This is a genomic window from Streptomyces sp. NPDC042102 (assembly GCF_055582305.1).
Window position 1 is genome coordinate 209,018 of record NZ_JBVJDL010000001.1, and the last position, 15,172, is coordinate 224,189.

General features: G+C 73.9%; 11 protein-coding genes. 10 read left to right on the forward strand and 1 reads right to left on the reverse strand.

All coding sequences use genetic code 11. The features are described 5' to 3' along the window. The first annotated feature begins 98 nt into the window (after positions 1-98). From ACZ6KO_RS00860 to argF, 8 genes are all read left to right on the forward strand, one after another. Complete coding sequence (locus ACZ6KO_RS00860) at positions 99-1,022, forward strand: LLM class F420-dependent oxidoreductase (RefSeq protein ID WP_469298326.1); 924 nt, start codon at positions 99-101, stop codon at positions 1,020-1,022. A gap of 13 nt (positions 1,023-1,035) precedes the next feature. Beyond that, positions 1,036-1,935, forward strand: coding sequence for a homocysteine S-methyltransferase (mmuM, locus tag ACZ6KO_RS00865; RefSeq protein ID WP_469298329.1), 900 nt, complete (start codon positions 1,036-1,038; stop codon positions 1,933-1,935). 109 nt (positions 1,936-2,044) lie between these two features. Further along, positions 2,045-4,069, forward strand: coding sequence for a hypothetical protein (locus ACZ6KO_RS00870; RefSeq protein ID WP_469298331.1), 2,025 nt, complete (start codon positions 2,045-2,047; stop codon positions 4,067-4,069). Positions 4,070-4,112: 43 nt separating this feature from the next. Next, a complete protein-coding gene (locus tag ACZ6KO_RS00875) occupies positions 4,113-5,645 on the forward strand; it encodes a 3' terminal RNA ribose 2'-O-methyltransferase Hen1 (protein WP_469298333.1) in 1,533 nt (510 codons plus the stop codon). Continuing rightward, on the forward strand, positions 5,642-8,245 hold the full coding sequence (locus ACZ6KO_RS00880; protein WP_469298335.1) for a polynucleotide kinase-phosphatase: 2,604 nt from the start codon (positions 5,642-5,644) through the stop codon (positions 8,243-8,245). The genes ACZ6KO_RS00875 and ACZ6KO_RS00880 overlap by 4 nt, the downstream gene beginning before the upstream one ends. 208 nt (positions 8,246-8,453) lie before the next feature. Next, on the forward strand, positions 8,454-8,921 hold the full coding sequence (locus ACZ6KO_RS00885) for a hypothetical protein (protein WP_469298337.1): 468 nt from the start codon (positions 8,454-8,456) through the stop codon (positions 8,919-8,921). 45 nt (positions 8,922-8,966) lie between these two features. After that, entirely contained in the window at positions 8,967-10,193 is a 1,227-nt protein-coding gene (locus ACZ6KO_RS00890) for an arginine deiminase (RefSeq protein ID WP_469298339.1), read from the forward strand. A 73-nt stretch (positions 10,194-10,266) separates the two neighbouring features. Beyond that, positions 10,267-11,277 carry an ornithine carbamoyltransferase gene (gene argF / locus ACZ6KO_RS00895; protein WP_469298342.1) on the forward strand — a complete coding sequence of 337 codons (1,011 nt, stop codon included), beginning with the start codon at positions 10,267-10,269 and terminating at the stop codon, positions 11,275-11,277. Between the two features lie 53 nt (positions 11,278-11,330). Here the strand turns inward: argF and ACZ6KO_RS00900 are convergent, their stop codons facing one another. Beyond that, on the reverse strand, positions 11,331-11,756 hold the full coding sequence (locus ACZ6KO_RS00900; protein ID WP_469298344.1) for an ATP-binding protein: 426 nt from the start codon (positions 11,754-11,756) through the stop codon (positions 11,331-11,333). 211 nt (positions 11,757-11,967) lie between these two features. Between ACZ6KO_RS00900 and ACZ6KO_RS00905 the strand changes: the two genes are divergently transcribed. Further along, positions 11,968-12,795 carry an enoyl-CoA hydratase family protein gene (locus tag ACZ6KO_RS00905; RefSeq protein ID WP_469298346.1) on the forward strand — a complete coding sequence of 276 codons (828 nt, stop codon included), beginning with the start codon at positions 11,968-11,970 and terminating at the stop codon, positions 12,793-12,795. Positions 12,796-12,826: 31 nt separating this feature from the next. Further along, entirely contained in the window at positions 12,827-15,139 is a 2,313-nt protein-coding gene (locus ACZ6KO_RS00910; RefSeq protein ID WP_469301431.1) for a bifunctional salicylyl-CoA 5-hydroxylase/oxidoreductase, read from the forward strand. Positions 15,140-15,172 lie beyond the last annotated feature (33 nt).

Below are 15,172 nucleotides of genomic sequence, written 5' to 3' on the forward strand. Positions count from 1 at the left end.
AACGAGTGCCATCCGTGCTGGTCACTGGCCGGGCCGGGGGCGCCGCTCCCGGTTGACGCAGATTCACCCTGCCGTGGTCGGGAGGGCAGGATAAGAGCATGGATCTTCGCATTTTCACCGAACCGCAGCAGGGCGCGAGCTACGACACCCTGCTGACGGTCGCCCAGGCCACCGAGGACCTCGGCTTCGACGCGTTCTTCCGCTCCGACCACTACGTGAAGATGGGCTCGGCCGACGGGCTGCCCGGCCCCACCGACGCCTGGATCACCCTGGCGGGCCTGGCCCGCGAGACCCGCCGCATCCGGCTCGGCACCCTGATGACCGCCGGCACGTTCCGGCTGCCCGGCGTGCTCGCGATCCAGGTGGCGCAGGTCGACCAGATGTCCGGCGGCCGTATCGAGCTGGGCCTGGGCGCGGGCTGGTTCGAGGAGGAGCACAAGGCGTACGGCATCCCCTTCCCGGCGGAGCGCATCGCCCGTCTGGAGGAACAGCTGGCGATCGTCACCGGCCTGTGGTCCACCGCCCCCGGCCGCACCTTCGACTACGAGGGGCGCTTCTACCAGCTGGAGAAGTCGCCCGCGCTCCCCAAGCCCGCCCAGGCCAAGGTGCCTGTCCTCATCGGCGGCCACGGCGCCCGCCGGACCCCGCAACTGGCCGCCCGCTACGCCGACGAGTTCAACATGCCGTTCGCCTCGGTCGCCGACAGCGAGCGGCAGTTCGGCCGGGTCCGGGCCGCCGCCGAGGAGGCCGGCCGCAAGGCCGACGACCTCGTGTACTCCAACGCGCTCGTGGTCTGCGTCGGCAGGGACGACGCCGAGGTCGCCCGCCGTGCCGCCGCGATCGGCCGCGAGGTGGACGAGCTCAAGGCCAACGGCCTGGCCGGCTCCCCGGCCGAGGTCGTCGAGAAGATCGGCACCTATGCGGCCATCGGCGCCTCGCGCCTCTACCTCCAGGTGCTCGACCTCGACGACCTCGACCACCTGGAGTTGATCTCCTCGCAGGTCATGTCCCAGCTCGGCTGAGGAGGAGCCCGCCGTGCCCCGTGCGTCCGGTCCGCTCGCGGCCGCCCTCGCCCACCGGACGGTCCTCCTGGACGGTGGCCTGAGCAACCAGCTCGCCGACCAGGGCTGCGACCTGTCCGGCGGCCTGTGGACGGGCCGGGTGCTCGCCGAGCACCCGGCCCAGGTGGAGGCCGCCCACACCACGTACGCGCGGGCCGGTGCCGAGGTCCTGATCACCGCCGGCTACCAGGTCGGCTACGAGGCCTTCGCCCGCCGGGGCTACGACCGGGCCGCGACCACCGCCCTGCTGCGGCGCAGCGTCACGCTGGCCGCCCGCGCCGCGGAGGCCGCGGACCACGAGGTGTGGGTGGCCGCGTCCGTCGGCCCGTACGGGGCGCTGCTGGCCGACGGCTCCGAGTACCGCGGCCGCTACGGGCTCGGCGTACGGGAGCTGACCGCCTTCCACCGCCCGCGGATCGAGGCACTGCTGGCCGCGGAGCCGGACGTACTGGCTCTGGAGACCATCCCCGACGCCGACGAGGCCGAGGCCCTGCTCGCCGTCCTGGCCGGCAGCGGGGTGCCGGCCTGGCTCTCGTACACGGTCGCGGAGGGACGTACCCGGGCCGGGCAGGACCTGGCCGAATCCTTCGCCCTCGCCGCGGCCCTGCCCGAGATCATCGCGGTCGGTGTCAACTGCTGCGCCCCCGCCGATGTCCTACCCGCGCTCCGGGCCGCCGCCTCGGTCACCGGCAAACCGCTGCTGGCCTACCCCAATGACGGATCCACCTGGGACGCCGCGCACCGGATCTGGCGGGCCCCCGACACCCCCGAACCCTGGCCCACCGCCGCTTGGCAGCGGGCCGGAGCCCGCCTCATCGGCGGCTGCTGCCGGATCGGCCCGGCCTGGATCGAGGGGCTCCGTTCGTCGACTTGAGCCAAACGTGGGCCAGTTCTCGCCAAAGAGCGGGGCGGCGGACGCCACGGGAGCTGACAGGGCCGGTCGGTCCGGGGCACCATGCTCCGACCATCGAACGGGGGGTCTGATGAGTGCTGCCGAGGCGCATGCCGCGACCGGGGCGGACGACGACGGCGCCGACGGCGATGCCGCGGCCGGCGCAGGAGCGGGTCCCGGGTCTGGGGCGGGTCCCGGGGCCGGAGCGGGTCCCGGCACCGATGCGGGGCCCGGCGCAGGGCAAGGCGACCCGGGCCCGGCCGACCTCGCGGAGCGCGTCTTCACCGGGCCGGAGCGCTGGGGCTGGGAGTTCGTGGCGCCGCCGGAGCCGCCACCGCACCCCGCCGCCCAGACGCCGCCCGTGTACGCCGAACCCTCCACCGCCGGGGTGGAGCGGCTGAAGGAGAAGCTGGAGGACAAGGTCGACGACGGGCGCTCCGCCTCCGCCTCCGCCCTCATCGTCGTGATCGTCGGTGTCGTCGCCTTCCTGGCGACCGGGCAGAACGTGGCGGCGACCGTGGCCGTCACCGTCCTCGCCCTGGCCCTCGTCGTCGTCGCCTCGCTCCGCTTCCGGCTCTTCATGGCCCGCCGCCGCCTCAGGAACAGGCGTACCCGCGCCGAGGCGGGCCACCGGGACAGCGTCCAGGCCTGGCAGCGGGAACTCGACGAGCACCGCGCCGCCCACCTGCGCGCGAGCGAGCGGCTGGACACCTGGTTCCCGCTCGCCCTCGAGACCACCCCCAGCCGCGTCGACGTCTTCGGCGGTACCGGCAACGGCTGGGCCAGCCTGCTCACCAGCGTCGGCGGACCGCTGCTGAGCGCCGGCCAGTGCGTCGTCGTGCTCGACCTCACCCAGCAGACGGTGGCCCTGGAACTGGCCCTCCTCGCCTCCGGCCGCGGGATCCCGGTCGGCCACGTGCCGCTGCCCGGCGGCCTGCTCGGCGTCGACCTGAGCGCGGAGTTCACCCCCGAGGAGCTGGCCGAGGCCCTCGCCGAGACCTTCTCCACCATGCGGCCGCCCACCGCCGACGTCGACCTGCACACCATGGACGTGGACCTCGTCCAGACCGTCGCCACCCTGCTCCCGGGCCCGCTCACCTTCGCCCGCCTCGCGGCGGGGCTGCGCGCCCTCCTCGGCCGCCAGGAGCCCGGGGCGGGCGCGGGGGACGGGACCGGACCGCTGACGCCGGCCGAGGCCGAGGCCCTGGCCCGCGCCGCCGGCTCCGTCGCCCGCGGGGAGCGTGCCCAGGACGAACTCCGCTACGTCCGCGCCCAGATCGATCTGCTCGCCCGCGCCGAGCAGGCCGAGCTCACCGGCGTCACCGCGGCGGCCGCCGACTGGTGGCAGCCGGGTCGGCTGACCCTGCTCACCACCGAGGACCTCGTCCACCGCCGCAAGGACCTCACCGACCGCTTCGCCTTCTTCCGCCTCCTGCACACCCTGCGCAAGCGGCCGGTGGCCCCCGGCACCGCCACCGTGGTCATCGCCGGAGCCGACCACCTCGGCCGCCAGGCCCTGGAGTCCATGGCCCGCCAGGCCCGCGCCGCCGGGGTCCGCCTCGTCCTGCTGCTGGAGCACCTGCGGGAGGCCGCCCTCCAGGTCGCCGGCGGCTCGGACAGCGCGACGGTCTTCATGCGGCTGGGCAACGGCGAAGAGGCCCGGGCGGCCGCGCAGTTCATCGGCCAGGAGCACAAGTTCCTCGTCAGCCGGCTCACCCGGCAGTCCGGCGAGACGTTCACCGAGAGCCGCGGCACCAGCTACGGCGCCCGGACCGGCCAGGAGCACACGGCGGGCACCGGCGGCGGCACCTCCCCGGGGCGCGACTGGGGCGCCTCGCGGTCCTTCTCCACCGCCCTCTCGCGCAGCTGGCAGCAGTCGACCACCACCACGGCCACGGCCGCGGCCGGCCGCTCCACCACCGAGGGCGAGACGCTGGGCCGCGTCTACGAGTTCACCGTCGAGCCCGTCCACCTCCAGGGCCTGCCGGTGACCGGCCTGGTCCTGGTCGAATCGGGACCGCTCGGCCGCCGGGTGTCCTTCGGCGACTGCAACCCCGGCATCGCCTTCCTGCCCCGCCTGTCCGCGCGGCCGCGTACCGGCATCGACCCGGTCTGAAAAGCAGTGTGCCGGCGGGCGCGCGCGGCACATACTGAAGCGCATGTTCCTGACGATCTCTACGACCGGCACCACCGAACGTCCCGCCACTGACCTGGGCTTTCTGCTGCACAAGCATCCCGGAAAGGCGCAGTCGTTCACCACCTCCCACGGCCGGGCCCACGTCCTCTACCCCGAGGCGACGGACCAGCGCTGCACGGCCGCCCTGCTGCTGGAGGTGGACCCGGTCGCGCTCGTCAGGCGGGGCAAGGGCAAGGGCCGCGGCGGGGCACCCGACGCCGCCCTCGCGCAGTACGTCAACGACCGCCCGTACGCCGCCTCCTCGCTGCTCGCGGTCGCGCTGAGCACCGTGTTCCGCACCGCCCTCAAGGGGCAGTGCGCCGCCCGCCCGGAGCTGCCGGAGCGGCCGCTGCCGCTGCGCGTCGAGATCCCGGCACTGCCCGCCCGCGGCGGGGCGGACCTCGTGCACCGGCTGTTCGGCCCGCTGGGCTGGACCTCGGTCGAGGTCACGCCGGTGCCGCTGGACGAGCACTTCCCCGAGTGGGGCGACTCCCGCTACGTCCGCCTCGTCCTGGCGGGCGAGCTGAAGCTCGCCGAGGTGCTGCGCCAGCTGTACGTGCTGCTGCCGGTCCTCGACGACGCCAAGCACTACTGGGTCGCCCCCGACGAGGTCGACAAGCTGCTGCGCGCCGGTGACGGCTGGCTGGCCGGGCACCCCGAGCACCGCCTGATCACCGACCGCTACCTGGCCCGGCGCCGGAGCCTGACCCAGGACGCCATGGAGCGCCTGGAGCTGGCCCGGCTGGCCGAGGCCGACGGCAGCGAGGCCGAGGAGCTCGACAACGCCGTCGACGAGACGCACGACACCGAGGAGCGGCCGGTGCCGCTGGCCGTGCGCCGGCGCGAGGCGATCCTCGCCGCGCTGCGCGCCGCCGGCGCCCAGCGGGTGCTCGACCTCGGCTGCGGCCAGGGCCAGCTGGTCCAGGCGCTCCTGAAGGACGTGGCCTTCACCGAGGTCGTCGGCGTCGACGTCTCGATGCGCGCCCTCGCCGTCGCCTCCCGGCGGCTGCGCCTGGACCGCATGGGCGAGCGCCAGAGCGGCCGCGTGCGCCTGCTCCAGGGATCGCTCGCCTATACCGACAAGCGGCTCGCCGGGTACGACGCCGCGGTGCTCAGCGAGGTCATCGAGCACCTCGACCTGCCGCGGCTGCCCGCCCTGGAGTACGCCGTCTTCGGCGCCGCCCGCCCCCGGACGGTCCTCGTGACCACGCCCAACGTCGAGTACAACGTCCGCTGGGAGAGCCTGCCCGCCGGCCATGTCCGCCACAGCGACCACCGCTTCGAGTGGACCCGCGCGCAGTTCCGTGCCTGGGCGGACACGGTGGCCGGACGGTACGGGTACGCGGTCGACTTCGTCGCCGTCGGCGACGACGACCCCGAGGTCGGCCCGCCGACCCAGATGGCCGTCTTCCACCGGAGCGCGGGCGACACCGACACCACGCACACCACCGACACCGCCGCCACCACGCACACCACCGACACCGCCGAGACCCCGAAGGAGGGCCGGGCCGCATGACCACCGCCGACGCCACCCCCGCCGACACCACCACGGAGCGACGACGGGTGCTGCCCGTCACCGACCTCTCCCTCGTCGTCCTGATCGGGGCCACCGGGTCGGGCAAGTCCACCTTCGCCCGCAAGCACTTCAAGCCCACCGAGATCGTCTCGTCCGACTACTGCCGCGGCCTGGTCGCCGACGACGAGAACGACCAGAGCGCCAGCAAGGACGCCTTCGACGTCCTGCACTACATCGCGGGCAAGCGGCTGGCCGCCGGCCGCCTCACCGTCGTCGACGCCACCAGCGTGCAGTCCGAGGCCCGCCGCCAGCTGGTCCAGCTGGCCCGCGCCCACGACGTGCTGCCCATCGCCATCGTCCTCGACATGCCCGAGCAGGTCTGCGCCGAGCGCAACGCCGCCCGCCCCGACCGGGCCGGACTGCCCCGCCAGGTCATCCAGCGCCACCGCCGCGAGCTGCGCCGTTCCCTGCGCGGGCTGGTGCGCGAGGGTTTCCGCAAGGTGCACGTGCTCTCCAGCGTCGCCGAGGCCGAGACGGCCGAGGTGGTCCTGGAGAAGCGCTTCAACGACCTGCGCCACCTCACCGGCCCGTTCGACATCGTCGGTGACGTCCACGGCTGCTCCTCCGAGCTGGAGACCCTGCTCGCCGAGCTCGGCTACGTCGACGGCGTCCACCCCGACGGCCGTACCGCCGTCTTCGTCGGCGACCTCGTCGACCGCGGCCCCGACAGCCCCGGCGTGCTGCGCCGCGTGATGGGCATGGTCGCGTCCGGCAACGCGCTGTGCGTGCCCGGGAACCACGAGAACAAGCTCGGCCGTTACCTGAACGGCAGGAACGTCCAGCACACCCACGGGCTGGCCGAGACCATCGAGCAGCTGGCGAAGGAGGACGAGGAGTTCGTCGCCGAGGTCCGCGCGTTCATCGACGGCCTCGTCAGTCACTACGTCCTCGACGAGGGCAGGCTGGTGGTCTGTCACGCCGGTCTGCCCGAGAAGTACCACGGCCGCACCTCCGGCCGGGTCCGCTCGCACGCGCTGTACGGCGACACCACCGGCGAGACCGACGAGTTCGGCCTGCCCGTGCGCTACCCGTGGGCCGAGGACTACCGGGGCAAGGCGGTCGTGGTCTACGGCCACACGCCCGTCCCCGACACCTCGTGGATCAACAACACCATCTGCCTGGACACCGGCGCCGTCTTCGGAGGCCGGATGACCGCGCTGCGCTGGCCCGAGCGCGAACTGGTCGACGTACCGGCCGAGAAGGTCTGGTACGAGCCGGCCAAGCCGCTCGCCGCCGAGGCGCCCGGTGGCCTGGAGGGCCGTCCGCTGGACCTCGCCGACGTGCACGGCCGCCGGATCGTGGAGACCCGGCACCTGGGCAACGTGAGCGTGCGCGAGGAGAACGCGGCCGCCGCCCTGGAGGTCATGAGCCGCTTCGCGGTGGACCCGCGCCTGGTGCCGTACCTGCCACCGACCATGGCGCCGGTGGCCACCTCGAAGGAGGAATCCCGCGGCGGAGCCGCTGATGGGCACTTCCTGGAGCACCCGGCGGAGGCCTTCGCCCACTACCGCGACGAGGGCGTCGAGCGGGTGGTGTGCGAGGAGAAGCACATGGGCTCCCGGGCCGTCGTCCTGCTCTGCAAGGACGCCGAGGCCGCCCGGACGCGCTTCGGCGTGGCCGACGGCCCGACCGGATCGGTGTGCACCCGCACCGGCCGGCCCTTCTTCGACGACCCCGCCGTCACCGAGGAGGTGCTCGCGCGGCTGCGTACGGCCGTCACCGGCGCCGGGCTCTGGGAGGAGCTCGGCACCGACTGGCTGCTGCTCGACGGCGAACTGCTGCCCTGGTCGCTGAAGTCCACCGGACTGCTGCGCCACCAGTACGCCGCCGTGGGCGCCGCCGCCCGCTCGGTCTTCCCCGGGGCGCTGGACGCCCTGGAGGCGGCCGCCGCCCGCGGCGTCGACACCGGCGAGCTGCTGGAGCGCCAGCGGGCCCGGGCCGCCGACGCGGCCGCGTTCACCGACGCCTACCGGCGCTACTGCTGGAGCACCGACGGGCTGGACGGCGTACGTTTCGCGCCCTTCCAGCTGCTGGCGGTCGAGGGCCGCAGCCTCGCCGCCGTCCCGCACGACGAGCAGCTGGCGTGGCTGGACCGGCTCGTCGAGGCCGACGAGCGCTCCGGCACGGGGCTGCTGCGCCGTACCGGGCGGATCCACGTCGACACCACCGACCCGGACTCCGTGCGCGCGGGCACCGACTGGTGGCTGGAGCTGACGGAGGCCGGCGGCGAGGGCATGGTCGTCAAGCCGTTGCGGGCGTACGCCCACGGCAAGGACGGGCGACTGGTCCAGCCGGGCCTGAAGGTGCGCGGCCGCGAGTACCTGCGGATCATCTACGGTCCCGAGTACACCCGGCCGGAGAACCTGGAGCGGCTGCGCACCCGGTACCTCGGGCACAAGCGCTCGCTGGCCCTGCGCGAGTACGCGCTCGGTCTGGAGGCGCTGGACCGGCTCGCCGCCGGGGAGCCGCTGTGGCGGGTCCACGAGGCCGTCTTCGCGGTGCTCGCGCTGGAGTCGGAGCCGGTCGACCCGAGGCTGTGACGGCGGGCGCCGCCGGCGGGCGCCCGCGTGGGCGAAGGCGTGGGCGTCCGCGCGGGCGTACGTGTGGGCCCAGGTGCGGGCTCAGGCGCGGGCGCGGTGACCGTCGGCGCGCGGGATCGTTCTTCCAGGGCAGCGGAGTGTATGCGACCCCTGGAAGGACGGAACGTCAGATATGAAGATGACCGCGCGCGGAAGCATTGCGGCCCTCATGACCTGTATGGCCGCGGCGGGGGCGGCGGCCCCGGCCGTCGCCGACGCGGTCCCGGTGGAGGTTCCCCTGGACGCCGTCAAGAGCTCGCTGGGCGTGGACACCCCGCGGGTGGGCACCGCCGTACCGCTCCCGGTGGTGGGCGCGCCCGAGGCGCCCACGTTCCACAAGGGCGACATGCTGCCCACGCCGCTGCTCCCCGCGGTCCCGGTCGGCGGCGAGCTGGGCCGCACCCTGGTCACCTCGCCGGTGCCCAACCTGCTGGGCGACCCGGCCACGGACGGCGAGGGCTCCGTGGAGGCGCCGTCCACCACGCTGCTCGCGCGCGGACCGGGCGCGATCGTGGGCTCCCCGCTCACCATGCCGAACGCCGGCAACTTCGGGCTGCCGGACGTGGTGGACCCCAAGCTCGGCATCCTCACCCCCTCGCTGAAGGGCACGCCGACGGCCCTCCTCGGCCTGCGCTGAGGCGACGGCACGTCAAAGAGCCGTCCGGTCTGCGAACGTGTAGGCATGGGTTTCCATGTCGATTCCGAGACCGGGCGGCTGCGCCGCGTCATCCTCCACCGACCCGACCTGGAGCTGAAGCGGCTCACGCCGAGCAACAAGGACGCACTGCTCTTCGACGACGTGCTGTGGGTGCGCCGGGCCCGCCAGGAACACGACGGCTTCGCCGACGTCCTGCGCGACCGGGGCGTCGCGGTCCACCTCTTCGGCGATCTGCTGCGCGAGGCCCTCGACATCCCGGAGGCCAGACGCCTCGTCCTGGACCGGGTGTTCGACGAGAAGGAGTACGGTCCGCTCGCCACCGACCACCTGCGGACCGTCTTCGACGGGCTGCCCGCGGCGGAGCTGGCCGAGGCGCTGGTCGGCGGGATGACCAAGCGGGAGTTCCTGGAGCGGCACTCCGAGCCCGTCTCCGTCCGCTTCCACGCGCTGGAACTGGACGGCTTCCTCCTCGGGCCGCTGCCCAACCACCTCTTCACCCGGGACACCTCCGCCTGGATCTACGACGGGGTGTCCATCAACGCGATGCGCTGGCCCGCCCGGCAGCGCGAGACCGTCCACTTCGAGGCGATCTACAAGCACCACCCGCTCTTCACCGCCTCCGGCGCCTTCCACTACTGGTCGCAGGGCCAGGCCGACTACCCCTCGACGATCGAGGGCGGGGACGTCCTGGTCATCGGCAACGGGGCGGTGCTCATCGGGATGAGCGAGCGGACCACCCCGCAGGCCGTCGAGATGCTGGCGCGCGGCCTGTTCGCAGCCGGTTCGGCGCGCACCATCGTGGCGCTCGACATGCCCAAGCGGCGGGCGTTCATGCACCTGGACACGGTGATGACGATGGTCGCGGAAGATACGTTCACCCAGTACGCCGGGCTCGGCATGCTCCCCTCGTACACCATCGAGCCGGGCGACGACGAGCGGGAGCTGAACGTCACCGATCACGCGCCGGAGCACATGCACCGCGCGATCGCGGCGGCGCTGGGCCTGGACTCGATCCGGGTCCTGACCGCCACGCAGGACGTGCACTCGGCGGAGCGCGAGCAGTGGGACGACGGCTGCAACGTGCTGGCGGTGGAGCCCGGGGTGGTCGTGGCGTACGAGCGGAACGTCACCACCAACACCCACCTGCGCAAGGAGGGGATCGAGGTGATCGAGATCCCGGGCAGCGAGCTGGGGCGGGGCCGGGGCGGGCCGCGGTGCATGAGCTGCCCGGTCGAACGGGACGCGGCATGAACCGCTTGTATATCAATGCAGAGCATCGTATAGACTTCCAGTATCCCCGTCCGCGCGACCCTGGAGCGCCCCCATGGCCACCGACCTCGTCGGCCGCAGTTTCCTCAAGGAGCTCGACTTCACCGCCGCCGAGTTCCGCGGCCTGATCGAGCTGGCCGCCGAGCTGAAGGCGGCCAAGCGGGCCGGTGCCGAGCGGTGCCGCCTCCAGGGCCGGAACATCGCGCTGATCTTCGAGAAGACCTCGACGCGCACCCGGTGCGCGTTCGAGGTCGCCGCGGCCGACCAGGGCGCCCGCACCACCTACCTCGACCCCGCCGGCTCCCAGATGGGCCACAAGGAGTCGGTCAAGGACACCGCCCGCGTGCTGGGCCGGATGTTCGACGGCATCGAGTACCGCGGCGACAGCCAGGACACCGTCGAGCAGCTCGCCGCGCACTCCGGGGTGCCCGTCTTCAACGGGCTGACCGACGACTGGCACCCCACCCAGATGCTCGCCGACGTGCTCACCATGACCGAGCACTGCGCCAAGCCGGTGGAGCGGATCGCCTTCGCCTACCTCGGCGACGCCCGCTTCAACATGGGCAACTCCTACCTGGTCACCGGTGCGCTGCTGGGCATGGACGTGACGATCGTGGCGCCGCGCGCCTACTGGCCGGCCGAACCGGTCGTCGAGCGGGCCCGGGAGCTCGCGCGGGGGAGCGGCGCCCGCATCACCCTGACCGAGGACGTCGCGCAGGGGGTCGACGGGGCCGACTTCGTCGCCACCGACGTGTGGGTGTCCATGGGGGAGCCGAAGGAGGTCTGGGACGAGCGGATCGAGGCGCTCGCGCCGTACGCCGTGACCATGGACGTGCTGCGGGCGACCGGGAACCCGGAGGTGAAGTTCCTGCACTGCCTGCCGGCCTTCCACGACCTGGGCACGAAGGTCGGGCGGGAGATCTACGAGCGGCACGGGCTGGAGTCGCTGGAGGTGACGGACGAGGTGTTCGAGTCCGCGCACTCGGTGGTCTTCGACGAGGCCGAGAACCGGCTGCACACCATCAAGGCCGTGCTCGTCGCGACGCTGGCCGGACCCGGCGCATAGTCATACGCGGCGTATGCCGCCATACGCGGTCATACGCCGCTTCCGGCAACGCCTCATACGGCCGCGGCCGGCCGGGCCGGGAGGGTGAACCAGACCGCCTTGCCCCGCGCGGTGGGGCGGTGCCCGCAGGCCGAGCTCAGGGCGCGGATCAGCAGCAGCCCGCGCCCGTGCTCCTGCCAGGGGTCGGGGTGTGCGTCCCCGGCGCGGCGCCGGTCGAGGTCACCGGGGGGCTCCGTGCTGGAGTCGTGCACTTCGACCTGGCAGCCGTCCGCCAGCAGCTCCACGACCAGCTCGATGGGGGCGTCGCCGCGGGTGTGTTCCACGGCGTTGGCGACCAGCTCCGCCGTCAGCAGCTCCGCCGTGTCGGGGCAGGCCGGGGTCCCGACCTGGGCCAGCGCGGTGCGGACCAGGGCGCGGGCGAGCGGAACCGCGGCCGTGCTGCGGGGCAGCGCGAGGTGCCAGGCGGCGGCGTCGTGCATGGCGGGGTCCGTCCGTTCCGGCGGGGAGGGGCAGGGACGAGGGGTGGCATGCGTGCGGGTTCCGGGCGGATCCCGTGGAGATCCGGGATTCAACCACACGGAGGGGGCGCGCGGTGCCGTGGGGTACCCCGGCGCCGGCGGACCCGCGCCGCGCGTGGCGTCGTATCGCGTATCCATGACGACAGTCACATCTCAGTGATACGGTCGAGAGGTGAGCCCCTTCCTTGGTTCCGCAAGCAGCACCGAACGGTGGCGCCACCTCCGGGTGACCCGGCAGGACGGCGTGGCCACCGTCACCCTCGACCGCCCCGAGAAGCTGAACGCGCTCACCTTCGGCGCCTACGCCGACCTGCGCGACCTGCTCTCCGAACTGTCCCGCGACCGATCTGTCCGCGCCCTGGTCCTCGGGGGCGAGGGCCGCGGCTTCTGCTCCGGCGGCGACGTGGACGAGATCATCGGCGCCACCCTGTCCATGGACACCGCCCAGCTCCTCGACTTCAACCGGATGACCGGCCAGGTCGTGCGCGCGATCCGGGAATGCCCCTTCCCGGTGGTCGCCGCCGTGCACGGGGTCGCCGCCGGCGCCGGCGCGGTCCTCGCGCTCGCCGCCGACTTCCGCGTCGCCGACCCCACCGCCCGGTTCGCCTTCCTCTTCACCCGCGTCGGCCTCTCCGGCGGCGACATGGGGGCCGCCTACCTGCTCCCGCGCGTCGTCGGCCTCGGCCACGCCACCCGGCTGCTCATGCTGGGCGAGCCGGTGCGGGCCCCCGAGGCCGAGCGGATCGGGCTGCTTTCCGAGCTCACCGAGGAGGGCAAGGCGCACGCGCGCGCGACCGAACTGGCCGAGCACCTGGCCGCCGGGCCGGCCCTGGCCTACGCGCAGACCAAGGCGCTGCTGACCGCCGAGCTGGACATGCCGCTGGCCGCCTCGGTGGAACTGGACGCCAACACCCAGGCCCTGCTGATGAACGGCGAGGACTACGCCGAGTTCCACGCGGCCTTCACGGCGAAGCGGCCGCCGCGGTGGCGGGGCAGGTAGCGCCGTGGACGCGGACGGCGCGGTCGGCGCGATGAGCCCCTCGGACGCCGTGGACGCCGTGGACCTGGTGGACGCGGCGGGTGCGGAAGGCGGCGCGCGGCCGGCGCCGCTGCGGGTCGCCGTCGTCGGCGGCGGTCCCGGCGGGCTCTACGCGGCCGCCCTGCTCGCACGCCAGGGCCACACGGTGCAGGTGTGGGAGCGCAACGCCCCCGACGACACCTTCGGCTTCGGCGTGGTGCTCTCCGACGAGACCCTCGGCGGCATCGAACGTGCCGACGCCCAGGTCTACGCCGACCTGCGGGCGGAGTTCGTGCGCTGGGACGACATCGACATCGTCCACCGCGGCCGGACCCTGACCTCCGGGGGCCACGGCTTCGCCGCCCTCGGCCGCCGGCGCCTGCTGGAGATCCTGCACGCGCGCTGCGCGGAGCTCGGCGTACGGCTGCGCTTCCGCACGCCCGCCCCGGAGCCCGCCGCCCTCGCGGCGGCGTACGACCTGGTGGTGGCGGCCGACGGGGTGCACAGCGCGATCCGCACCGACGGCGCGCTCGACTTCGGGCCCCGGCTGACCACGGGGCGCTGCCGCTACATCTGGCTCTCCGCCGACTTCGCCTTCGACTCCTTCCGCTTCGAGATCGCCGAGACCGAGCACGGCGTCATGCAGCTGCACGGCTACCCCTACGCCGCGGACGCCTCGACCGTCATCGTCGAGATGCACGAGGAGGTCTGGCGGGAGGCGGGCTTCGACCTGTGCGACGAGAGCGAATCCGCGGCCCGCTGCGCCAAGATCTTCAGCGACGCGCTGCGCGGGCGCCCCCTGACCGGGAACCGCTCGGCCTGGACGGCGTTCCGTACGGTGGTCACCACCCACTGGTCCCACGGCAATGTGGTGCTGCTCGGTGACGCGGCACACACCGCTCACTTCTCCATCGGCTCGGGCACCAAGCTCGCCGTCGAGGACGCGCTCGCCCTGGCCGAGGCCGTGGCGGCGGAGCCGGACGTTCCGGCGGCGCTGCGCGCGTACGAGGAGGCCCGCCGCCCGGCGGTCGCCTCCACCCAGCGCGCCGCGGCCGCCAGCATGCGCTGGTTCGAGGAACTCGCCGGGTACGTCGACCAGGCCCCCCGGCAGTTCGCCTTCAACCTCCTCACCCGCAGCCGCCGGGTCACCCACGGCAACCTGCGGCTGCGCGACGCCCGCTTCACCCGTACCGTCGAGGCGGACTTCGGCTGCCCCGACGAGCACACCCCGCCCATGTTCACGCCGCTGCGCCTGCGCGGACTGACCCTGCGCAACCGGGTCGTGGTCTCCCCGATGGACATGTACAGCGCCGAGGACGGCATGCCGGGCGACTTCCACCTCGTCCACCTGGGGGCGCGGGCCCTGGGCGGGGCCGGCCTGGTGATGACCGAGATGGTCTGCGTCTCGCCCGAGGGCCGCATCACCCCGGGCTGCGCGGGCCTGTGGACCGACGCGCAAGGAGACGCCTGGGCCCGCGTCGCCGACTTCGTGCACACCTCGGCACCCGGCACCGCCCTGGGCGTCCAGCTGGGCCACTCCGGCCGCAAGGGCTCCACCCGTCGCATGTGGGAGGGCATGGACGAACCCCTGGAGGACGGGAACTGGCCCCTGGTCGCCGCCTCGCCGCTGCCCTACCGGCCGGGCGTCTCCCAGCTCCCGCGCGAGCTGACCGGCACGGACCTGAACCAGATCCGCCAGGCGTTCACGTCGGCCGCCGTCCGCGCCGCCCGCGCCGGGTTCGACCTGCTCGAACTGCACTGCGCGCACGGCTACCTGCTGTCCGGCTTCCTCTCCCCGCTGACCAACCGGCGTGATGACGGCTACGGCGGCAGCCTGGCCGGCCGGCTCCGCTTCCCGCTCGAGGTCTTCGACGCCGTCCGCGAGGTCTGGCCCGCCGACCGCCCCATGACGGTGCGCATCTCGGCGACCGACTGGGCGCCCGGCGGCACCTCGCAGGCCGACGCGGTCGCCGTCGCGGCCGCCTTCGCCGCCCACGGTGCCGACGCCATCGACGTCTCCACCGGCCAGGTCGTCTCCGACGAAGCCCCCGAGTACGGCCGCTCGTACCAGACGCCGTACGCCGACCGGATCCGCAACGCCCTCGGCGTGCCCGTGATCGCGGTCGGCGCCATCTCCTCCTGGGACGACGTCAACTCCCTGCTGCTGGCGGGCCGTGCCGACCTGTGCGCCCTGGCCCGCCCCCATCTCTACGACCCCCACTGGACCCTGCACGCGGCGGCCGACCAGGAGTACGAGGGCCCGGGCGCCCCGTGGCCGGCCCCGTACCGGGCGGGCCGGCGCAAGCCGCCGACGGGCCGAGGCTGACGGCACCCGCCCGGCTGGTGCGCGGCCGGGCGG